Here is an 18,912-nt window from a genome sequence, read left to right as displayed (position 1 = left end):
GCTCAGCGCTTGGTGAGCACGTGGCCGCCGGGGGTGCTCAGGCGCACCCAGCGGCCGTTCTCGGCCACGGCGACCTCCGCGCCGGGGCGGAGGAAGCCCAGCGAGTACGCCGCGAACGCCGCGCCGTCCGGCACCGGGGCGCCGCCCAGACGCCCGGCGAGGACCTCGGCCCATCCCGACGAGCGGCTCCAGACCTGCGAGCGCACGGTGTCCACCACGGCGGCTCCGGCGTCCGTGGGCACCGTGCGGGCGACCTCGGCGATCCCCGCCCGGGCCGTCTCGCGCACGGCGTCGCCGGCCACCGCGCCCACCGGCGTCCACCCGCTCAGCGGCGGGGCGATGCCGGCCCAGGAGACGGCCGCGTCCATCGGCGGCAGCCCCACCTCGGCCTGCTCCTGGCCCTGCCGGGGCATCCGGTCGAGCACCCCGCCCAGCGGGACCGTGACGTCCAGGTCGTGCTCGCGGGCCAGCGCGGCGGTGCGCAGCCCCAGCACCGTGGGCGTGCGGTCCAGCAGGCCGTGGGGCTCCAGCACGCACACGTACGCGCCCACGGCGCGCCCGCGCGCCTGGAAGCGCACCGCGCCCTGCGGGTCCACCCCGCGGGCGCGGGTCAGGAAGGTCCGCAGGTCCGCGACGTCGCGCGGGTCGGTCAGCGGCAGAGAACGGCTCATCGGGCTCGGGCCTCGGCGGGAGCGGGCCGGCGGGCGAACCGGGTGGGGGCGTCCACCCACTGCTCGAGCAGCTCCCGCTGCGTACCGTCCAGGCGGACGGGCCGCCCGGTGCGCCGGTCGATCTGCACGACGGCGGTCTGCGCCACGGCGTAAACCCGCGAGCCGTCCTCCTCCTGCACCGCGTAGTCCAGCACGAAGCTGGACCCGCCCACGGAGGAGACCCACACCCGCACGAACACCGGTTCGGGCCGGTACAGCAGCTGCTCCGTGTACTCGATCTCCTGGCGCCCGATCACGGTCTGCCGCTCCCCCAGCAGGGAGCGGAACGACGCCCCCTCCGGGATCCCCGCCGCGGCGTCCTCGGGAAGCGCGCGGGACATGAGCCGGACCCGGGCGTCCTCCAGGTACTGCAGCATGGTGACGTTGTTGACGTGGCCGTAGCTGTCGATGTCGCCGAAGCGCATCTGGATGGGGATCAGCAGGGAAGACATGCTCCCCATCCCATCACACCCGGCCACCACCGCGAGAGCGCCACGACAGCGCGCCGCGGCCCGGGCGGGCGGCGGGAAGGACCGGGGCCTTGGCTAGAGTGAAGCCCATGACCTACAGCCCCATCCCGGACCCCACGCAGGCGCTGCTCGACATGCTGGACCTCGCCGACGGCGGCGGCGCCCGCACCCTCGAGGACATCTACGTGGGCCACTCCATCTCCCCCGCCCGCGGCCGGGTCTACGGCGGGCAGGTCCTGGCCCAGGCCGCCACCGCCGCGATGCGCACGGTGGAGCCGGAGCGGATCATCCACTCCCTGCACGCGTACTTCCTGCGCGCCGGGGACGTGTCGCAGCCCATCACCTTCGGCGTGGAGCGGATCCGCGACGGCCGCTCGTTCTCCGCCCGCCGGGTGCACGCCTACCAGGACGGGCGCGCCATCCTCTCGGCCATCGCCTCCTTCCAGGTCCCCGCCCGCGGCCTGGACCACCAGGACGAGTCGCCGCGCGGCCTCCCCGACCCCGAGTCGCTGCCCAGCGCCGTCGAGCTGCTGGGCCACATCGACGCCCCGGAGGCGCAGGCGATCGCCCACGAACGGCCCTTCGACATGCGCTACATCACCGAGCCCATCTACTTCCAGCCCGACTCCCGCGGCGAGCCGTTCAACGCGGTGTGGATCAAGACGCTCAAGCCGCTGCCCGACGATCCGGACGTGCACCGCGCGGCCCTGGCGTACGCCAGCGACTACACCCTGCTCGAGCCGATCCTGCGGCTGCACGGGAAGACCTGGATCGAGCCGGGCATGAACCTCGCCTCCCTCGACCACGCCATGTGGTGGCACCGCGAGGCCCGCGCCGACGAGTGGCTGCTCTACGTGCAGTCCTCGCCCAACGCCTCCTCGGCGCGCGGGCTGGGCGTGGGACGGATGTTCACCCGGGACGGCCGGCTGGTGGCCACCACCGCCCAGGAGGGCATGATGCGCTTCCCGGAGTTCGCCTAGCTTCTCCGCCCCCGGTGCGACGCAGGGGCCCGTCCGGCCGGGAAGAACAGTTTCTTCCCGGCCGGACGGGCCCCTGCCGTGCGTCGGCCGGGGCCGCCCCCGGTCCGCGTCGAGTGCCGGTCAGTCGCGGGTCAGGCGGCGGTGGGTGACCCGGTGCGGCCGCGCGGCGTCGGCGCCCAGGCGCTCCACCTTGTTGGCCTCGTACGCCTCGAAGTTGCCCTCGAACCAGTACCAGTTGTCCGGCTCCTCCTCGGTGCCCTCCCACGCGAGGATGTGCGTGGCGACCCGGTCCAGGAACCACCGGTCGTGGGAGACAACCACGGCGCAGCCCGGGAACTCCAGCAGCGCGTTCTCCAGCGAGCCGAGGGTCTCGACGTCGAGGTCGTTGGTCGGCTCGTCGAGCAGCAGCAGGTTGCCGCCCTGCTTGAGGGTCAGGGCCAGGTTGAGCCGGTTCCGCTCGCCGCCGGAGAGCACTCCGGCCTTCTTCTGCTGGTCCGGGCCCTTGAACCCGAACGCCGAGACGTAGGCGCGCGAGGGCATCTCCACGTTGCCGACGTTGATGTAGTCCAGGCCGTCCGAGACGACCTCCCACAGCGACTTGCTGGCGTCGAGGTTCGCGCGGTTCTGGTCGACGTAGGAGATCTTCACCGAGTCGCCGATCTTCAGCTCGCCCCCGTCCAGGTCCTCGAGGCCCACGATGGTCTTGAACAGGGTCGACTTGCCGACGCCGTTGGGGCCGATGACGCCCACGATGCCGTTGCGCGGCAGGGAGAAGGACAGGTCCTTGATCAGGGAGCGGTCCCCGAAGCCCTTCTGCAGGTCCTTCGCCTCGATCACGAGGTTGCCCAGCCGCGGTCCCGGCGGGATCTGGATCTCCTCGAAGTCGAGCTTGCGGGTCTTCTCGGCCTCGGCGGCCATCTCCTCGTAGCGGGCCAGGCGGGCCTTGGACTTGGCCTGCCGCCCCTTGGCGTTGGAGCGGACCCACTCGAGCTCGTCGGCCAGGCGCTTGGCCTGCTTGGCGTCCTTCTTGCCCTGCACCTCCATGCGGGCGCGCTTGGTCTCGAGGTAGGCCGAGTAGTTGCCCTCGTAGCCGTAGAGGCGTCCGCGGTCGACCTCGCAGATCCACTCGGCCACGTGGTCCAGGAAGTACCGGTCGTGGGTCACGGCCATGACGGCGCCGTGGTAGTCCTTCAGGTGCTGCTCCAGCCACAGCACGGACTCGGCGTCGAGGTGGTTGGTGGGCTCGTCGAGCAGCAGCAGGTCCGGCTTCTGCAGCAACAGCTTGCACAGGGCCACGCGGCGGCGCTCACCACCGGAGAGGACCTTGACGTCGGCGTCCGGCGGCGGGCAGCGCAGCGCGTCCATCGCCTGCTCCAGCTGGGAGTCGAGGTCCCAGGCGTTGGCGGTGTCGATGTCCTCCTGCAGCCGGCCCATCTCCTCCATCAGGGCGTCGAAGTCGGCGTCGGGCTGGGCCATCAGCTCGGAGATCTCGTTGAAGCGGTCGAGCTTGGCCTTGATCTCGCCGACACCCTCCTCCACGTTGCCGAGGACGGTCTTCTCCTCGTTGAGCGGCGGCTCCTGCAGCAGGATGCCCACGGTGTAGCCGGGGCTGAGCCGGGCCTCGCCGTTGGAGGGCTGGTCGAGGCCGGCCATGATCTTGAGGATGGTGGACTTGCCAGCGCCGTTGGGTCCCACGACGCCGATCTTCGCGCCGGGGTAGAAGGACATGGTGACGTCGTCGAGGATGACTTTGTCGCCCACGGTCTTGCGGGCCTTGGACATTGTGTAGATGAATTCCGCCATGCCCTCAAGGCTACCCCGCTCCGCCCCCGCCCATCGGCGGGGACGGAGCGGGAACGGCTGGGCCCCGCGCCTGCTCGGCCGGGCTGCGGGCGGTGGCCGGCCGGGCGGCTCAGGCCGTCGCGGGCTGCCGGCGCGGGCGGCGGCCCGGTTCGCTTCCGGGACGGATCTCGCCGGTCTCCGGGTCGACGCCCTCGGGGGCCGGCGGGTCGATCTCGGCCGGGTCCCGGCTCTCCCCGGAGGCCCCCGCCGCCTCCCCCGGGGCCGGCTGCGCCGTGCTCTCCCCGTCCGGGCCGGTGGTCCCGTTCTGCTCCGCGGCCGGGGAGGAGGTGACGGTGCGCTGGAAGCAGGCCGTGCCCAGCGCCAGGTCGTGCCCGACGGAGACGGCATCCACGTCCACGGCGGTGTTGCGCCCGTGCTCTCCCTCCCAGAACCGGACCTTCAGCTTGCCGACCACCACCACCGGCTGACCCTTCTTGATGCTCGCAAGCGCGTTGAGCCCCAGCGCGCGGAACGCCTGCACCGAGAACCAGTTGGTGTGACCGTCGCGCCAGGCCGAGCTCTGCTGGTCGAACCAGCGCGGCGTGGAGGCGAGGCGGAAGGTCACCACCACGGTGCCGTCGGGCAGGTTGCGGGACTCGGGGTCGGTGGCCACGTAGCCGCGGACGGTGATCTGCTCGGTCATCGGGAACTCCTCTGGACGGCGGCCGTTCGGCCGGGCTGGCCCCGGTGTCGGGGTGCACCCAGGGTCCTGCGCTCCCGGCCCGGGACGCGGCCCCGGAGGCCCGGTTGTGGAGGAGCGGGACCGCGGCCCCCGGGTCCGGGGACCGGTGCAGTGCGGACCGACCCGCGGCCGCCCGGGTTTCGGAGCCGCTGCCATGCGGACCGGTCCGCGGCCGTTCGCGTTCGGGAACCGCTGCCATGCGTGCCGACCTGAGGCCGCCCGGGACCGGTCCCGTGCGGACCCGGCCGGTGGACGGTGGCGAGCAGGCGGGCGGCGCTGCCTCAGTCCAGGTCGGAGGTGTCCCAGGTGATCACGCCGAGCGGGCGGTGCTGCCTCTCCTGCTCCTGGGCGCACGCCCAGCACCACGGCCCGTGGACGGGTGGCGCCCCGCACGGGCAGAGCCGGATCTGGGCCATCGTGCTCACCTCGATGAACGTCGCAGCGGCCGGTCGGGCGGTGGCCCGCCGGACGTCATACTGCGCGGGTGCCCTCACCCCTACTACCGGTGCGGGAGCCCCTGTGGATGCGCCGGGGACGGGCCGTCACGGTCCGGGCCTCCCCCGGCGGCGGCCGCCGTCCGGCCAAGGGCCCGCACGGCCGTGGACCCTGCCCGGGAGCGCCGGACGGAACGGCAGGTGCGGGCCGGGACCCGTGCCCGCTCCGGGTCACTGCTCGCAGGTGCAGTGCGGACGCCGGGACCGGGTCCGCTCTGCACGGACCCGGGCCCGGTCCCGGCGTGCCCTAGACGATGAGGCCCTGCCCGGTGATGATGCCCCCCGTGCGGGTGTCGAGCTGGACGCAGTGGCTGTCGATGACGCTGCGGATGATGGCCTCCAGGCGGTCGGGGGCGATGTCCTCGTCGACGTGCCGCGCGATGAAGTCCTTGGTGTCCTCCGCGGCCTCCTCGACGGTCTCGTAGTGGTGGTGGCGGGCCCCTCCGCCCACCCACTGCCGGATGATGGTGACGCTCATGGTTCCTCCCCTGGTCGGGTCCGCAGGCGTGGCCCTGACCGCCCCGGGTCTCCCCTCCGGAGCGGCCACTCCGGCGAGCTGCCGCCGGGGTGAGCGAGGATCGTGCGCCCGGCTCGCCGCCCTGCCGAGGGTGGGACGAGATCGGGTGGGCCGCTTCTCGCGGAATACCTTTTAACTTATGCGAATGCACCGAGTCGGGCTGTCCCCACTTCCGCGCCGCACGCGGCGGACGGTGCCCGGGCCGCGCGAACCGGCGCCGCGTACAGCGGAGGCCGTCGCACGCCGGCAGCGAGACCCGGAGCCGCGCGTCGCCGCGCAGCCGTCGACCGCCGAGTCCGTCTACTGAGGGCTCGGCGACACCGGGACCCGCGGGTCGAGGAGTCTTTCGGCGCGCAGCGCCGGCTTCTCCACGAGCGTCCAGGACAGGAGGGCCAGGGGCAGCACCAGGATCACGGTGAGCACGATGTTCGTACTGACGCCCCACGCCGCGGTGCCGAGCATGACCAGCAGCTGCTGGACGGGATAGGCGTAGATGTAGACGCCGTAGGACCGGTCCGTGCGGGTCGTCCAGTTGCGGGAGGGCAGGGACCCGATGCCGAGGACCGCGACGGCGAGCGGGAACTGGCCGAACAGGTCCGCCCAGCCCTCGTTGGTCAGGACCAGGTACGCGACGACCGCGGCCGCCATGTGCCACGGGCGTGGTCTCCAGCGGTCGGACCAGCCCCAGACGGCCGCGCCGGCCAGGAAGTAGCCGGTGGGCCGGAGCCCGTTGAGGTAGTGGGTGGTGGTGACCTCCAGCGGGCCCTCGGCCAGCACGCGGAGGCCGGTGACCGCCAGGGCCAGCGCGGGCAGGTCCCACCGGGCTCGCCGGACGGCCACGGAGAGGCTGAGCACTGCCCCCAGGGCGAGATAGGCGACCGCTTCGTAGAAGAGGGTTCACAGGGAGCCGTTCCACGCCCCGTCGACGGGGGCTCCGGCGAGCGACCCGTCGATCTCCCACTGGGTGATCCTGAGCGTACTGTTCGACACCACGAAACCCGCGGCCGAGCGCAGGTCGAAGGCCTGGCCGCCCAGGCGGGCGCCCAGCGGCGCGAAGATCGCCGCCATCACGAGGAGGCTGACGAGGAAACCCGGATAGATCCGCAGGGGGCGCCGCCAGAGGTAGGGGACGAACTGCGTCCGCGTGCGGCTCTCCGCGATGAGATAACCGCTCACCAGGAAGAAGCCGTTGACGGCCACGTCCGAGAGGAACTCCGGGCCGTGCCCGGAGACACCGGTGAGCGGCCACGCATGACCGAGGATGACCATGGCCGCGAACACGATGCGGACGGCGTTGAGAAGGTTGTGACGGCTGCTGAGCCGTTCCTCGAGTGTCATGAGCGGCAGGACTCTTTGCGAGGGACCTCACCCGACCCCGCGGGTGAGGATCGTATTCTCACCTGCCAACTCCTGGAGCGCCATCACGACCGCACTGCGTGACGAGTCATCCTCCGGGCTGCCGCGCTCACGCCTGGCCTCCCGGCCGCGGCAGGCTGCGCATCCGTCGCGACGACAGGGGTGCGACGACGGGGGTGCGACAGCCTGGCCGACGAAGCGTTTTCCCGCACCCCGGAACGGACCGGAATCCCCGACGACGAGATGATCGATCCGTTGATGTCGCTGGATGCGTGCGGATGCCTGTCTCTGCGCCGGCTCGTGGCGCGCCACAGCGCCGCACTTTCCAGTGGTGACCTCCCCGGCCTGCGTCCGCTCCCGGAACACCGGGAGCAGATCCGGCCCGATGGGGATCGAGGATCCCCCAGCACCCTCAACGCTCGGTGCTGCCCCCACCGCGCGAACATGGGGAGCCACACGAAAGCGCCCCCGCCCGGGAGAGGGTGGGGGCGCTCCGCTGCGCGTGAGCGCATGGTGCAGCCGGACGCCGTCAGGGAACGGCGCAGCGCGGGCTGCCGCACCGGTGTGAGCCAGTGCCGAGAGTAAACTACCAGACGGTAATGTGGCCTCGGGCACCCCCTCAGCTGTATGGCTCCACGGCCGAGGCGCCCGGCGGCGCCGAGTCGAGGCGAAAGCCTGCGGCCTGTCCGGGGCACGCAGGACATCTCGGATAGCCTCAAAAGTATGATCAGTCCGGAGCGCCTCGAGGACATCGCCCGCTTCCACGACCTGCTGCAGGCCGCCGTCGCCGAAGGGGCGGAGCCGCTGACCCAGTTCCAACGCCAGGTCTGGGTCGGCATGGTCGGCGAGCTCATCGACCACGCTCGCGAAACGCTCCCGCGCTGACGGACGTGCCGCGACGCCCTCGTGCGCGTCGAGCAAGCGGGGCCACCGGAAGAGAACGTCCAGGCCCGCCCAGGAGCGCTCAGGGCTGCACACGTGAGTCTGCCTGAAGCCCACGGAGCGCGGGAGGCTCGCAGGGGCGGTGGTGACGGCCGGCGGCGGCCGCTCCGGCCGCTCACCAGGGGGGCGGCTGCGGGGTGCCGGACGTGCTCGTTCCCCCAGCCGGCCACAGCGATCCTGGTGGCACCCAGCCCCGGACATGGGGAAACCCCGTTCCGACCGGCGCACCAGCCGGTCGGAACGGGGCTCTCGGCGGTCCGTTCGGTGTGCCCCAGGAGGGAGTCGAACACCGCGCAACCTGGGGTAACGCTACGGACCACCCCCGGAACTGTGCGGAATGAAACGCCACGGTTGCCTGCCCGGACGGACCGTCGTTGACAACGTCAACGGGCCCTCAGCTCTCGCCTGGACCCCAGAAGAGGAGCCCCAGGAGCAGGCGTTCTTCCTGGGTCAGCCAGCGCAGCCGATCCGTGAGGACCGCTTCCGTGACGCCGAGGTCCTCGGCCAACCCGTACAGCCGGCCCTGCCAGTGCCGGTGGGTGTAAAGGGCCTGGAGGGGTAGCAGCCTTCGAGCCGCATCCTCCCTGACCTTCTCCTCGACCGCCTGAGGTTGGTGGCCGATGTGTCCGAGCTCAAGGTGCACGAGCTCGTGCGCCAGCGCGCAGCGAGCTTCGGTCTCGGTCAGTCGGTCGTCCAGCCAAATCGTGGAGTGACCGTCGGTTACAGCCGACAGCCTCTCCAGCGTCATGTGCTGGACAGTGATGTGCGGGGGGAGCACAGCCCATGGGTCCATGTGTTCGAACGTAAAGCGTCCTGGGGACAGGACAAGAAACTCGACACGCGCGCGAACCGGTCGATCTAACTGCGTGTGGTTGCGCTGAATCCAGGACGTTCCCGTCGCGGCACTCGACGGGGGGCGTTGTGCCATGCGTAGGCGTTGCTGATGAGTAGTGCCGTTAGGATCAGCTGCTCAAGGGTATAGACGGCTACCGCGACGAGGATCCATCGGGATGGTGGCCAGCCAGGGAACATCGCGATGAAGCCACACAACAACGCGCCCGTGACGACGACGGCGTAGCCGCCGAACAGGAAGTAGCGGACGATACCGCCATATTCCCGCAGTAGGGCTCGAAGATTCTCACTTTGGAGGCTCAGCACGGCAAGGCCGGCCAGCGACAGGCCGCTCGACACGCCGGCCACTGTCGCCACGTTGGTGAGACCAGTCGTGATGGCATCTTCCTTCAAGTCAGCCATGGGAGCTTGCATGAAGTGGGCCGCCACGGGGCCCAGGGCTAGCAGGACGGCGGCCGCAAAGAGCGGAGACCATCGACTTGGAGATTCGAATGATGGGGTGTCGCGGCCCATGCTCTCCTCCTCTAACTGTCAGTCGAGCTCGGCGGCCTTAAGCAAGTCGGTGTAGTTCCGCGAGTACGCCCACACGAGACGGTCCATGGCTCGCTCTGCCTTGAGGCTCTGGCTTTGCTCTGTGCCCAGCTCGACGCGAACCTTCTGCGTCAGACGATGCCGCAGCAAGTTGACCTCCTCGGAGCGACGCTGGCCCTCAAGATTGACCTTTGCCGAGGCCTTGGTCGCCCCACCCTGATCGGCCTCGAGACTACCGAATGTCTCTTCGAACCAGTCTAGGAGGTTCGCCATGTCCTCGGGGGTAGAATCCTGAGTTTTCTTGACGACCAACTCCACGTTGAGGGACTGGAAGTTACGACGCGGCCCGCGGGCAAAGAGAGTCTCCATCCACCCCATCCCGCCGTCTTGCAACCCGATCACGGAACCTAGTGTCACCTGACGAGCACCAGTTGCCTCCCGAAGCTTCCGGCGCCGTTCTTCGTCAATGACGGGTGCAACATCGAGCTGCATTTGAGTGTCAGCCATGATGCCTTCCCTCCGCAGGACCTGGGTCAGCCAGCTGACGAAGGCACCCTCGCGGGGAGCTGAGTTGTTCTCCCGCATGACAGCGAACATGTTGCCGAATGGAAGGAACCAGACGAAAAGGTTGTCAACGGCGGCCCACTCCTCTGAGTTGGTCCGCATCTCAGCTTGATCGCCGGTCCGCCTATTGGCCTGCACGGGTAGGGTGTCTCGCTCCGTCCAGACCGATACCCCGTACATGCCCAGACGGTGCGCCTCAGGGTGAGCTCCCTGCTGAACACCATCGGCCACGTACTGTTCCAGCTCCGAGGGGACCGTGAAGGAACGCACCTTGCCGGCGACCTCAACGCCTGAGACTACGGCTGCGTGGCGAGCACCATGCAGCGACGCGAGGTGCTCGGGCCATGGCTCGTCCCTAAATGCCTCTCCATCACGGACATCCACAAGCTGCCAGAAACTGACGGTCTTCTGCGGCTTACTCGCCATCTCTCCCCTTTTCCCCGCCCAGCCCGAGCGGATTCGTGATCTAGTCCTGCGAGCCTTCGGCGTCGGCGTCCTGCTGTTCACGCATGGCACGGCCCTCCGAGGGGGCGTCGTAGCCGGCCATCAGGTCCTCGTCCGGCAGCGGGATCTCCTGCTGCTCGGCGCTCGCCGCCTCGCGCTCGCGGCGCCGGCGGGCCAGCTCGTCCTCCTCAGCGCTAGTCACCGCGGGGCGCACCCTACCCCTAGGGGAGGTAGATACCTCGGCCGAAAAAGAATCCCCCGTGGGGCGCTCACGACGATCGTGGCGCTCCTGGGCTGCTCGGTCAGCCGCAGGGTGGAAATCGTCACGCGATCCAGCTTCCACCCACTCCAGCGACGACTCCTCGGAGGAGCGCTCACTGCGCTCCGGGTCTGTCGCGGGGCTCTCCCCCGCGTGGGTAATGGGGGCGGTACTGACTGCATTCCCACCACGCTCCGTCCGCATCTCGCGCAGGACTGCCAGAAGGATCCGGCGGTCGTGCTCGCTCAAGTCGTTGTCGGTGCGAACGGCGTCCTCAATCCGTACTGCACTGCCGGCCTGGGCAGTAACGCCCATGGTGGCCAGCGCTGCGCGGCCGACGGTGCTCTCGGGAACACCGAGGGCTTCGGCGATGCCGAGCAGCTGCGCGCCGGAGAAGGTCTTAGCCTCGTCTCGGCGCAACTCCCCCCATCGGTCCTTGTTCAGGCCGGCCCCTGCGGGGGACCGATCCGAGAGGTCGCGGAGGGACCAGCCGGTGCTGGCCTGCCTGTCCCGGATGAGTGCTCCGAGTGTCTGAGGTGCGTTCACGCTTCGATCCTGACTGGGATTCCCGGACGGTGCGAACGAACGGGCACTGAGATTGACGCGGGGGTGGGCACTAAGAAGTCGCCCAAATCACCCCCACCCTAGCGCGAAACGGCGCGGATTTAGGGCGTCATGCTCTTGCCACGTGGGCACCAAGGCCATACATTTGTCGGAGATTGCTGGACACCAGGAAGGAAACCTCATACAGTGAAACGCATCGAGACACCCGTCCCCCAGTTAGGAGATCTCTGGATGGAACTCCACGACCGCAAGAAGCTGGCGAAGCTGATTGTCATCCAAGACGTATCCCAGCGGGAGCTCGCACAGCTGGCCGGATGGAAAACGCACAGCTACCTCGGCAGCCTGCTCCGCGGAGACGCGAAGACCCTCAACCCTGAACCCGCACTGCGTATCGCGAAGGCTCTCGGCTGTGGAGTCGACGATCTTTTTTTGACCAAGGTGTCTGTTGATGCCCGACAAATTGACGGCCAATCCAAGACGGCCAGAAAGAAGGTGGCGGCGTGAGCGACATCGAGGACTTCCGGGGCTACTCCCCCGCCGAGGTCGCTGAGATGACCGGCCTCTACGGCGAGCACGAGCTGCGCCGTATGGCCGCCGCCGGGAAGGTCGCCCACCACCGCGGGGCCCGCAACAAGGTCGTCTTCTTCCCGGAGGACATCAAGGCCCTGCTCCGGGACACCCGGCAGGTGCCGGCGAAGAAGAAGGCGGAGCCGCACCTGGCCGCCGTCACCACCGAGGCCGAGCAGGTCGACCCGTTCCGTTCCACCCCTCGCTCGCGCTCGGCCCACCGCGCCCGCCAGAGCGCATGAAGAAGGCCGCCTACCTGGTGCAACAGGCGGCGGCCGACAGATCCAAGCCATGAATCCAAGAAGGAGTCTACCGATGTCCCTCGACAAGATGCTCTTGACCCCGGACCACCCAGCGGTTCGTGCCCAGCGTCTCGACGTCCAGCCCAACTCTCCCGGCCTCTCCCCGGATCAGCGCCGGCGCTTTGGCCGGAAGTTCCACCTGGAGCGCCTCCACGCGGGCTGCACCCAGGCCGACGTCGCCGCGGCCATGGGCATGCACGGCCGCTACGCCATCGAGTTCGTCGAGCGGCTGGAGTCCGGCTCCGCCCCCGAGGCCGAGCTCACCCGCCGCCGCGCCCAGGCCATCGAGAACCGTCTCGGTATCCCGGCCAACCGGCTCCTCGCCCAGATCGCCCTCGAGCAGCCGGGCGTCCTGCCCGAGCTCCCTGAGTGGCCCGGCCTCCCGCCGGCTAAGACCCGCACCGCCGTGGACCGCCGCGTCGAGGCGCTCGCCGTGCTCGGCTCCGTAGCCGGCGCCGTCTTCGTCCTCATGGGCCTCGGCGCCCTCGTGACCGGCCACCTCGGTGCGGCCCTCGCCCTCGGCATCGCCGGGTGGCTCTCCCTCTGCGGCCCCCTGGCGCTGGCCCTCGGGCGCGTCATGCGCCACCGCAACCGCCGCGGCTGACCCGCCAAGCCCAGGAGACCAACCATGTCTGACGCACTCCTCGCCGTCGTCACGGCGATCACCGACCTGCTCGGCCCCGCGGCCGGCCCGCTCTCCGGCGGCCTGCCCATCGTCCTCTTGCTCACCGGCATCGCCGTGGCGCTCGTGGCCCTGCCGGCCGCGGCCCGCGCCGACCGCGCCGAGGAGGTGGCCGACCGTGGCTGACCTCCGCAAGTTCTTCACCGCGCTCGCGGCCATGCACGAGTCCGGCCCCGACGCCATCGAGCAGCTGCACTGCGCGCTCGAGCGGATCCCCCTCACCGTCCAGCACCTCAAGGAGACTCCCGTGCACCTCGTCCACAGCATTCTCACTCCGCCCATCACCGACCCCACGCGCCCCCCGCGTCGCACCGGGGGCCCGCGCCTGCTCGTCCGCTCGGTCGACGGTGTCCGCCTCCACTCGCTGCCGGCCGCGGACTCCCGCAACCTCACCGGCCGCCGCGCCCAGCTCTTCGTCGCGGAGTGGGAGATCTGGCTGATCGACGAGAACCACCAGGAGCACATGCTCGAGCACCACGGCACCGGCGCCGGCGCCCTCAGCGCCCTGCCCCGCCTCATGCGCCAGGTCGGCCTGATCGACGAGCACGGTGCCCGCCCAGCCACGGAGGGCGGTGTCTCCGATGCCGCGTGACGGAGCGATGATCTGGTGCGACAAGTGCGGGATCTTCCTCGCACCTCTGGGCAAGAAGCCCAAGACCGGTGAGCGCGCCTCCGCGGTCCTGACCGACGAGGTCATGGTCTGCGTGAAGTGTGGGGACCGGCACGGCATCACCGCCGAGACTGCCCAGGCCCTACAGCCGGAGACTCCGGCGGCTCCGGTCGCCCCGGCGCATGAGCCGACGCCCGCCGCCGAGTTGCCCGCCCCCGCCCCCGCGCCCGTGGACCCTGCCCAGCAGGCCCTCGACACGCTCCCCGCCTGGATCAAGGAGGACGGCGCCCGCCACGGCCACAACCGTCTCAAGGCGGCGACCGCCGAGGCCGAGCGCCTGTCCGGCACCGCGACCGCCAGGACCCGCGTGCCCGTCACCCCGGTCACGCGCGACACCAAGGAAGCTCCGAAGCTCGCGCGCCCCGTCCGCCGACCGTCCCGCCCCCGCCGCGAGGCAAGCCCGACCGCGCTCGCGGCCGTGGCGCCGGCGTCGGACACCGGCGACATGGCCGCCCTGGATCGTATGCACCACACGCAGGCCGGGGCGCCGGCACCCCGCCCCTGGGCGAAGGAGATGCCTGGCCCGATCACCCCGGCCCGCCCGGCGACCGCCCGGCAGCGCGTCCCGCTGACCGCCATCACCGTCGAGGAGGCCGCACGGCGTCGTCGTGAGCTGGCGCTGGCCTACGCCGAGAGGCACGGCACGGACATGGCCCCGCCGACGCGCCGCCCGATCGTCACGGCCGAGGAGATCCGATCGGGCATGCGCTCTGTGCCGCCCGCCGAGGACGGGGCCCCGGCTCGATTCCACCCGGACGTCGTGCTCAACCGATGGGAGGCCGCCAAGTACGTGGGGCACACGATCCGCACGTTCGACCGCTACGCCCGGGAGGGGCGCATCCCCTCGGTGGAGAACGCCAAGGGCGGGCGCGGCTATCGCGTGGCAGAGCTCGACGACTACCGGGCCGGCCGCCAAACCCGCCCGCAGCCGGCGCCGAAGCCCAAGGCGGACCGCGTCCCCAAGTCGAGCCACCCCGGCCCCACCGCCTCCGCGCGCCGTACCGCTGCGCAGCTCAAGCGGGACCAGGCGATCGCACGGATCGACGTGTTCGCCGGCCTACTGCAGGAGGGTGTGGCCCGCGAGGCTGCGGCCTCCAAGGCCGGGTACGCCAACGTGATCGCCGCGAGGCAGGCGTGCCGGCGCATGAACCGCGAGGACGTCCTCCGGCTCATGCCCGACCTCCGGCGCCGCACCGAGGAGCGTGCGGCATGACCGCCCAGTCGAAGCGCGGCGAAGCCGCCCGCGCCAAGCGCGCGCAGTGCGTGGAGGCCCGCCGGCAAGCCCGCATCGAGGACGTCGAGTTCCTCCTCCAGTTCGAGGGCAACGCCCAGGCCGTCGTGAAGCGGGCCGGGTTCACGAACACCGAATCCGCCCAGCGCTACCTCGACCGCGTCGGCCGCCACGACCTGGCACGCCGCATCCGGGCGCTGGCCGAGCCGTGCGACCCGTGGGAGGGCTCGCACATCAGCGCCATGGAGCGGAGGTGGGCGGCATGAACGCCGAGACGATCGACGGCCAGCTGGACCTGCTCGAGCTGCTGGCCAGCGCGGAGGAGTCCCCGGCGTTCGGCGCCCAGGAGATCCGCGGGCCGGGCGCGCTGGTCGTGTTCCACGTTCGCGTCGGCGGAGTGCGAGAGGACGGGACGCGGTACCTGGCCACCGCCGGGCGGTGCGGGCTCTGCGGTAGGCGGGTGGCCACGGACGATCCGGCCGCCGGTGGGCTCGGGACGCGCGATGACGCAACGGGTGACCGCTGGGCATTCGAGTACTGCGGACGGTGCCGCCGTAGCTACAGCTTCTCGCCGCTGCTCCGATACGCCATCGACGACGGGACCTTCCACCTGCAGATCCACGACGACCCCGGGGACTGTGACCACTGCGACCGGATCGCCTCCGGTAGCTGGATCTCTTGCCAGCACGGCCGCGGCCCGCTCTACGACCAGCACGTCTGTGCCGTCTGCGGCCGCACCTTCAAAGGCTCCCGAGACCCTGCCGGCCTGCACGGCTACGGCCCCGTCTCCGCCGCCCACTGCTCGGAGGCATGCTCCCGCCCGGCCTACGAGATGGTCCAGGCCCGCTACGCCGCACTCACCAACACCCCCCAGGAGGACTGACGCATGAGCACCAACGACCCGCAGCGCAAGATCCCGACTCCGGCCGACCTCGACCCGGACCGCGCCGCGCGGAGATCGCCGCGAACGGCCACAAGTGGGAGCAGAAGATGCTCGTCCCGCTCGACGCACAAATCCAGGAGGCGACCGACCGACTCAGGCTACTACTAACACGCAAGCCATAGATTGGCGGCTCCCCTTTGTGCACGCTTCAATACCGACCGCGCGCACAAAGGGGGACGCCATGCTGCATGGGACGTCAAGATTCGCAAGTGTGCGTGACGTCGCCGGGATCGATCAAGCAAGAATCCTTCCCGCTCTCGCCCCAGAGCTCGTCGTTGGCGGCCCGATTGTCCCTACCATTGAGCGTGTCGTCGCCGCCACCACCGGCCAACTCATCGTCCCCAACGTCGCCGGTGACAATGTCGTTGTCATTGCCTCCATTGACCTTGTCGTTGTCGGAGCCTCCAGTCATGACGTCGTGTCCGGTTTCGCCCAGCATCCTGTCCTTGCCGGCACCGCCGTACATACGGTCGGGGCCTTGGGCGCCGTACATGGTGTCGTTGCCGTTTTCTCCGTACAGCCAGTCAAGGCTTGCTTGCCCGTGAATGGTGTCAGCTCCATCGCCGCCGTACATCCGGTCGGTGCCATCTGCGCCATACATGGTGTCAGCATCTTTATGACCGTACATAGTGTCGTTGCCCGCGTCGCCATACATACGGTCCTTACCGCTCCAGCCGTAGAATTGGTCATCACCTGGCCCGCCATACGCAACGTCATTGCCAGAACTGAGATCTAGGTAGTCATTCCCTTCACCGGCGCTTACCCACGTTCCAATTTTTCCCTTAATTGCGATCCGGTCATTTCCGTCGAACGTCCTGATCTGGATGGACTTGACTCCGCCGACGGTGCACCGGGCGACGTTCGCATTCACCTTTGAACACCCTGGACCGGGAACTACGGTGCCCCCGGTGTCCGTGACCTGATATCGCAGCTGAGCAAATCCGACGGATATCAACTCGAGGGTGATGCGATTGGCGGTTGCCGCTCCTGCCCTGACCTCCAGGATGCCATCCTTCACATAGACGCCGGTCGCCGCGGCTTGGGCAGGCGCTGCGCCGAGAATGAGCGTGGGACCAGCGAGAACGCCAGAGGCCACGGCACCTAACAGGCGCCTTCGCGAGGCACGTCCACGTCTATTAGGACGGCGTGAAACGGCGGGGTCGGCAATGACAGAGTCCGGATTACTTGTATTGGTCATGATGCATCCTCATTACGCAGCGCTAGACAAGGACAATGTGGACCTTCTGCAGCTTCCGATGCTTAATAGATTTGCTCAAAGTAAAACTGCTCGAGCAGTCCTGCTCCTGCGCTAGTAAATTTGTCCATACTTGAGACGGTGATGTACCTAGGAGTCCGCATCACTTGGGTGCACACACGCAATTGACACGGGGCCTACGATCCCGAATATCTTAAATGCGAACCAGGATCAACTAATGCAACCCGAGCGTCTGAAACGGATTGCATGTACCTGAGTATCCTTCGTTTTGATGACCAACGTGGGCATTTACTTTGTATGTGTGCCGAATCGTTATTCCATGTCACGAGTGCCGTGACTACGTGACCGTAACGTGTCGTGTCATCGATTTACTGTCGCATGTCGATGCCTTGTGAATTTGCTTTTTCACAATAATTGCCTTGCTTCGGAAGCACCGACCATGTCTCTTATTCCGAGCTCCATCGTGGGAGGTGACCACTATGGCCGGTAGCGGCCCGGCCCCAAAGCACGGGCGATCGCGATCTCGCGACACCCCGGAGCGCACGAACCTCGCCGACGAGCGGAACCGCCCGCGGGAGCTGGTGAAGTCGGCCACGAAGCTCGGCCCGACCCTACCCCGTGACGTCCTGCCTGGTGGTGAGACGTGGCACCCCGTCACGAGGAAGTGGTGGGACCACTGGCGGTCCTCCCCGCAGGCGGCGCGGATGCTCTCCGAGCCGGACTGGGACGTGCTGCTGGACACCGCGCTGATGCACCACCAGATGTGGTCCAAGGGCCGGTGGGAGTTCGCCGCCGAGATCCGGCTGCGCGTGGCGAAGTTCGGGGCGACTCCGGAGGACCGGCTGCGACTGCGCTCGGAGATCCAAGTGCCCGAGACGACGCCGGTCGGTGACGCCGCTGAGGAGTCGGTGACGTCGCTGGACTCGCGCCGCGGCCGGATCAAGGACTGAGCCCCGAACGGCAGTCATCGTTGGTGCCTCCGCGACAACGAGGAAAATTACTGAGCGGCAACCGCTCCATGCGGGGCGGACGGCGACTGAGGTCGCGACACAACGACCCCCTGTCAGCACCGCATACGTGCCCTCAAACCTGCAGCCCTCCCTTAGGAAAGCGGCCACCGACAATCCGCTCATCTACTCCAACGGGTGCCACGGGGACAAGACCTCCGTCGACGCCTCGGGTTGCCAATTCGGCACGAATCAGGAGGCGCCCTGGTTGCCCTTTTCGGGGACTCCCATGCCGCCTCCTGGTTCCCAGCCCTGCATGCGATGGCTGAGGAAGGGGGCCATACGCTTGGACGTCAACACGAAGAGCTCCTGCACTACCGTCGATGTTCCGGCGAGCCGTAACGGTCAGCCATATCACTCATGCGAGCTGTGGCGAGCCAAGGTAACCGAACGCCTGGTGGCCTCGCGGCCGGACGTCGTTCTCCTCGCCAACCGCAGCAACAGCCCCAACGAGGACGGCAGCCTCCACACGGCAGACCAGTGGAATGCTGCTGTAGCTGAGACCGTCCGGACGCTGTCCGAGGTGACCGAAGTAGGCGTCGTGGCTGACGTCCCAGATATGGGGGCGACACCCGCTATCTGTCTGTCAGCACATCTGGAAAACGCTGAGCAATGTGTCCGCCCCCGCGCTCAGGCCTTCGTGACCGACCTGATCGCGGCGGAGCAGGCGGCGACGGAGTCGAGCGGCGGGACGCACCTGAACCTCAACGACCACCTGTGCAACGCGGCGGCCTGCCCGGTCATCGTCGGCAACCATCTGATCTACCGGGACGCCCATCACCTCACTGCGACCTTCGGTGAGTCCTTGCATCGCCCTCTGGCCCGTGAGATGGCTGGGCTCATCGATTAGTCGATCGCACTCCAAGGGTGTGCTGACGCCCCCACTCTGCTCCTGCAGGGTGGGGCGCTTTTGTCATGCCCGGACGACGTCGACCATGACGCCAGGTCCATCCTGGGTGACCCGTCGGAGCTGGGGACTGATGCACCGATAGGTGACACCTGATCTGTGGCGCTGAGAGGCGTCGATGGAAGGATGTACACCATGCCCAAGCCCTATCCCAAGGAGTTCCGCGACGACGTCGTGAAC

Annotated in this window: 25 protein-coding genes; 12 read left to right on the top strand and 13 right to left on the bottom strand. The window is 69.1% G+C overall.

The genetic code is table 11. The features are described from left to right. Nucleotides 1-2 precede the first annotated feature (2 nt). Entirely contained in the window at nt 3-671 is a 669-nt protein-coding gene (locus tag PU704_RS09285; protein WP_277551113.1) for a DUF8185 domain-containing protein, read from the bottom strand. Further along, a complete protein-coding gene (locus PU704_RS09280) occupies nt 668-1,162 on the bottom strand; it encodes an acyl-CoA thioesterase (RefSeq protein ID WP_047804608.1) in 495 nt (164 codons plus the stop codon). Before PU704_RS09280 ends, PU704_RS09285 begins: the two co-directional genes overlap by 4 nt. A gap of 107 nt (nt 1,163-1,269) precedes the next feature. Between PU704_RS09280 and PU704_RS09275 the strand changes: the two genes are divergently transcribed. Then, nucleotides 1,270-2,160 carry an acyl-CoA thioesterase gene (locus PU704_RS09275; protein ID WP_277551112.1) on the top strand — a complete coding sequence of 297 codons (891 nt, stop codon included), beginning with the start codon at nt 1,270-1,272 and terminating at the stop codon, nt 2,158-2,160. 120 nt (nt 2,161-2,280) lie between these two features. Here the strand turns inward: PU704_RS09275 and ettA are convergent, their stop codons facing one another. The 6 genes from ettA to PU704_RS09245 form a co-directional block, all read right to left on the bottom strand. Then, nucleotides 2,281-3,963 carry an energy-dependent translational throttle protein EttA gene (gene ettA, locus PU704_RS09270; protein WP_277551111.1) on the bottom strand — a complete coding sequence of 561 codons (1,683 nt, stop codon included), beginning with the start codon at nt 3,961-3,963 and terminating at the stop codon, nt 2,281-2,283. A gap of 109 nt (nt 3,964-4,072) precedes the next feature. Continuing rightward, nucleotides 4,073-4,645, bottom strand: a complete 573-nt coding sequence (locus PU704_RS09265) for a single-stranded DNA-binding protein (protein ID WP_277551110.1) — start codon at nt 4,643-4,645, stop codon at nt 4,073-4,075. Nucleotides 4,646-4,965: 320 nt separating this feature from the next. Beyond that, on the bottom strand, nt 4,966-5,100 hold the full coding sequence (locus tag PU704_RS09260) for a hypothetical protein (protein ID WP_277551109.1): 135 nt from the start codon (nt 5,098-5,100) through the stop codon (nt 4,966-4,968). A 325-nt stretch (nt 5,101-5,425) separates the two neighbouring features. Then, nucleotides 5,426-5,656, bottom strand: a complete 231-nt coding sequence (locus PU704_RS09255) for a hypothetical protein (protein WP_047804588.1) — start codon at nt 5,654-5,656, stop codon at nt 5,426-5,428. Nucleotides 5,657-5,995: 339 nt separating this feature from the next. Further along, nucleotides 5,996-6,535, bottom strand: coding sequence for an acyltransferase family protein (locus tag PU704_RS09250; protein ID WP_277551108.1), 540 nt, complete (start codon nt 6,533-6,535; stop codon nt 5,996-5,998). A gap of 57 nt (nt 6,536-6,592) precedes the next feature. After that, nucleotides 6,593-7,033 (bottom strand): acyltransferase family protein, encoded by a 441-nt coding sequence (locus tag PU704_RS09245; protein ID WP_277551107.1) that lies wholly within the window; start codon nt 7,031-7,033, stop codon nt 6,593-6,595. 741 nt (nt 7,034-7,774) lie between these two features. Here PU704_RS09245 and PU704_RS09240 point away from each other — a divergent pair. Next, nucleotides 7,775-7,936: a hypothetical protein gene (locus PU704_RS09240; RefSeq protein WP_158041197.1), complete on the top strand. Its 162-nt coding sequence runs from the start codon at nt 7,775-7,777 to the stop codon at nt 7,934-7,936. 451 nt (nt 7,937-8,387) lie between these two features. Here PU704_RS09240 and PU704_RS09235 read toward each other — a convergent pair whose 3' ends face one another. From PU704_RS09235 to PU704_RS09220, 4 genes are all read right to left on the bottom strand, one after another. Then, nucleotides 8,388-8,741, bottom strand: coding sequence for an ImmA/IrrE family metallo-endopeptidase (locus tag PU704_RS09235; RefSeq protein WP_277551106.1), 354 nt, complete (start codon nt 8,739-8,741; stop codon nt 8,388-8,390). A gap of 110 nt (nt 8,742-8,851) precedes the next feature. Further along, entirely contained in the window at nt 8,852-9,247 is a 396-nt protein-coding gene (locus tag PU704_RS09230; protein ID WP_277551105.1) for a hypothetical protein, read from the bottom strand. A 129-nt stretch (nt 9,248-9,376) separates the two neighbouring features. Then, nucleotides 9,377-10,366, bottom strand: coding sequence for a hypothetical protein (locus tag PU704_RS09225; RefSeq protein ID WP_277551104.1), 990 nt, complete (start codon nt 10,364-10,366; stop codon nt 9,377-9,379). A 40-nt stretch (nt 10,367-10,406) separates the two neighbouring features. Beyond that, on the bottom strand, nt 10,407-10,586 hold the full coding sequence (locus tag PU704_RS09220; protein WP_277551103.1) for a hypothetical protein: 180 nt from the start codon (nt 10,584-10,586) through the stop codon (nt 10,407-10,409). Between the two features lie 852 nt (nt 10,587-11,438). On the opposite strand from PU704_RS09220, the gene PU704_RS09215 reads away from it, so the two are divergent. From PU704_RS09215 to PU704_RS09180, 8 genes are all read left to right on the top strand, one after another. After that, nucleotides 11,439-11,711, top strand: coding sequence for a helix-turn-helix transcriptional regulator (locus tag PU704_RS09215; protein ID WP_277551102.1), 273 nt, complete (start codon nt 11,439-11,441; stop codon nt 11,709-11,711). After that, on the top strand, nt 11,708-12,016 hold the full coding sequence (locus tag PU704_RS09210; RefSeq protein ID WP_277551101.1) for a MerR family transcriptional regulator: 309 nt from the start codon (nt 11,708-11,710) through the stop codon (nt 12,014-12,016). The genes PU704_RS09215 and PU704_RS09210 overlap by 4 nt, the downstream gene beginning before the upstream one ends. Before the next feature lie 73 nt (nt 12,017-12,089). Beyond that, nucleotides 12,090-12,680: a helix-turn-helix domain-containing protein gene (locus tag PU704_RS09205; protein ID WP_277551100.1), complete on the top strand. Its 591-nt coding sequence runs from the start codon at nt 12,090-12,092 to the stop codon at nt 12,678-12,680. A gap of 24 nt (nt 12,681-12,704) precedes the next feature. Next, on the top strand, nt 12,705-12,884 hold the full coding sequence (locus tag PU704_RS09200; protein ID WP_277551099.1) for a hypothetical protein: 180 nt from the start codon (nt 12,705-12,707) through the stop codon (nt 12,882-12,884). Further along, a complete protein-coding gene (locus tag PU704_RS09195; RefSeq protein WP_277551098.1) occupies nt 12,877-13,350 on the top strand; it encodes a hypothetical protein in 474 nt (157 codons plus the stop codon). Before PU704_RS09200 ends, PU704_RS09195 begins: the two co-directional genes overlap by 8 nt. Nucleotides 13,351-13,357: 7 nt before the next feature. Further along, a complete protein-coding gene (locus PU704_RS09190) occupies nt 13,358-14,641 on the top strand; it encodes a hypothetical protein (RefSeq protein WP_277551097.1) in 1,284 nt (427 codons plus the stop codon). Further along, nucleotides 14,638-14,925, top strand: a complete 288-nt coding sequence (locus PU704_RS09185; RefSeq protein WP_277551096.1) for a hypothetical protein — start codon at nt 14,638-14,640, stop codon at nt 14,923-14,925. Before PU704_RS09190 ends, PU704_RS09185 begins: the two co-directional genes overlap by 4 nt. Next, nucleotides 14,922-15,542: a hypothetical protein gene (locus PU704_RS09180; protein ID WP_277551095.1), complete on the top strand. Its 621-nt coding sequence runs from the start codon at nt 14,922-14,924 to the stop codon at nt 15,540-15,542. The genes PU704_RS09185 and PU704_RS09180 overlap by 4 nt, the downstream gene beginning before the upstream one ends. Nucleotides 15,543-15,798: 256 nt before the next feature. Here PU704_RS09180 and PU704_RS09175 read toward each other — a convergent pair whose 3' ends face one another. Next, nucleotides 15,799-16,698 carry a calcium-binding protein gene (locus tag PU704_RS09175; protein ID WP_277551094.1) on the bottom strand — a complete coding sequence of 300 codons (900 nt, stop codon included), beginning with the start codon at nt 16,696-16,698 and terminating at the stop codon, nt 15,799-15,801. 599 nt (nt 16,699-17,297) lie between these two features. Here PU704_RS09175 and PU704_RS20140 point away from each other — a divergent pair. Together PU704_RS20140 and PU704_RS09165 are read left to right on the top strand one after the other, a co-directional pair. Then, nucleotides 17,298-17,768 (top strand): phage terminase small subunit, encoded by a 471-nt coding sequence (locus PU704_RS20140; protein ID WP_465261028.1) that lies wholly within the window; start codon nt 17,298-17,300, stop codon nt 17,766-17,768. 286 nt (nt 17,769-18,054) lie between these two features. Then, entirely contained in the window at nt 18,055-18,675 is a 621-nt protein-coding gene (locus PU704_RS09165; RefSeq protein WP_338130226.1) for an SGNH hydrolase domain-containing protein, read from the top strand. Nucleotides 18,676-18,912 lie beyond the last annotated feature (237 nt).

The sequence above is a fragment of the Kocuria oceani genome (assembly GCF_029524215.1).
GTDB classification, from domain to species: Bacteria; Actinomycetota; Actinomycetes; order Actinomycetales; family Micrococcaceae; genus Kocuria; species Kocuria oceani.
Note: the sequence above shows the minus strand (reverse complement) of the source record. Positions and strands in the feature narration are given on the sequence as shown.

Coding starts and splice junctions, on each gene's coding strand:
- PU704_RS09245 (WP_277551107.1), bottom strand. CDS start 7,033: ATGACACTCGAGGAACGGCTCAGCAGCCGTCACAACCTTCTCAACGCC.
- PU704_RS09265 (WP_277551110.1), bottom strand. CDS start 4,645: ATGACCGAGCAGATCACCGTCCGCGGCTACGTGGCCACCGACCCCGAG.
- PU704_RS20140 (WP_465261028.1), top strand. CDS start 17,298: ATGGCCGGTAGCGGCCCGGCCCCAAAGCACGGGCGATCGCGATCTCGC.
- PU704_RS09275 (WP_277551112.1), top strand. CDS start 1,270: ATGACCTACAGCCCCATCCCGGACCCCACGCAGGCGCTGCTCGACATG.
- PU704_RS09190 (WP_277551097.1), top strand. CDS start 13,358: ATGATCTGGTGCGACAAGTGCGGGATCTTCCTCGCACCTCTGGGCAAG.
- ettA (WP_277551111.1), bottom strand. CDS start 3,963: ATGGCGGAATTCATCTACACAATGTCCAAGGCCCGCAAGACCGTGGGC.
- PU704_RS09215 (WP_277551102.1), top strand. CDS start 11,439: ATGGAACTCCACGACCGCAAGAAGCTGGCGAAGCTGATTGTCATCCAA.
- PU704_RS09260 (WP_277551109.1), bottom strand. CDS start 5,100: ATGGCCCAGATCCGGCTCTGCCCGTGCGGGGCGCCACCCGTCCACGGG.
- PU704_RS09280 (WP_047804608.1), bottom strand. CDS start 1,162: ATGTCTTCCCTGCTGATCCCCATCCAGATGCGCTTCGGCGACATCGAC.
- PU704_RS09240 (WP_158041197.1), top strand. CDS start 7,775: ATGATCAGTCCGGAGCGCCTCGAGGACATCGCCCGCTTCCACGACCTG.
- PU704_RS09165 (WP_338130226.1), top strand. CDS start 18,055: ATGCCGCCTCCTGGTTCCCAGCCCTGCATGCGATGGCTGAGGAAGGGG.
- PU704_RS09285 (WP_277551113.1), bottom strand. CDS start 671: ATGAGCCGTTCTCTGCCGCTGACCGACCCGCGCGACGTCGCGGACCTG.
- PU704_RS09200 (WP_277551099.1), top strand. CDS start 12,705: ATGTCTGACGCACTCCTCGCCGTCGTCACGGCGATCACCGACCTGCTC.
- PU704_RS09180 (WP_277551095.1), top strand. CDS start 14,922: ATGAACGCCGAGACGATCGACGGCCAGCTGGACCTGCTCGAGCTGCTG.
- PU704_RS09255 (WP_047804588.1), bottom strand. CDS start 5,656: ATGAGCGTCACCATCATCCGGCAGTGGGTGGGCGGAGGGGCCCGCCAC.
- PU704_RS09205 (WP_277551100.1), top strand. CDS start 12,090: ATGTCCCTCGACAAGATGCTCTTGACCCCGGACCACCCAGCGGTTCGT.
- PU704_RS09235 (WP_277551106.1), bottom strand. CDS start 8,741: ATGACGCTGGAGAGGCTGTCGGCTGTAACCGACGGTCACTCCACGATT.
- PU704_RS09185 (WP_277551096.1), top strand. CDS start 14,638: ATGACCGCCCAGTCGAAGCGCGGCGAAGCCGCCCGCGCCAAGCGCGCG.
- PU704_RS09225 (WP_277551104.1), bottom strand. CDS start 10,366: ATGGCGAGTAAGCCGCAGAAGACCGTCAGTTTCTGGCAGCTTGTGGAT.
- PU704_RS09230 (WP_277551105.1), bottom strand. CDS start 9,247: ATGGCTGACTTGAAGGAAGATGCCATCACGACTGGTCTCACCAACGTG.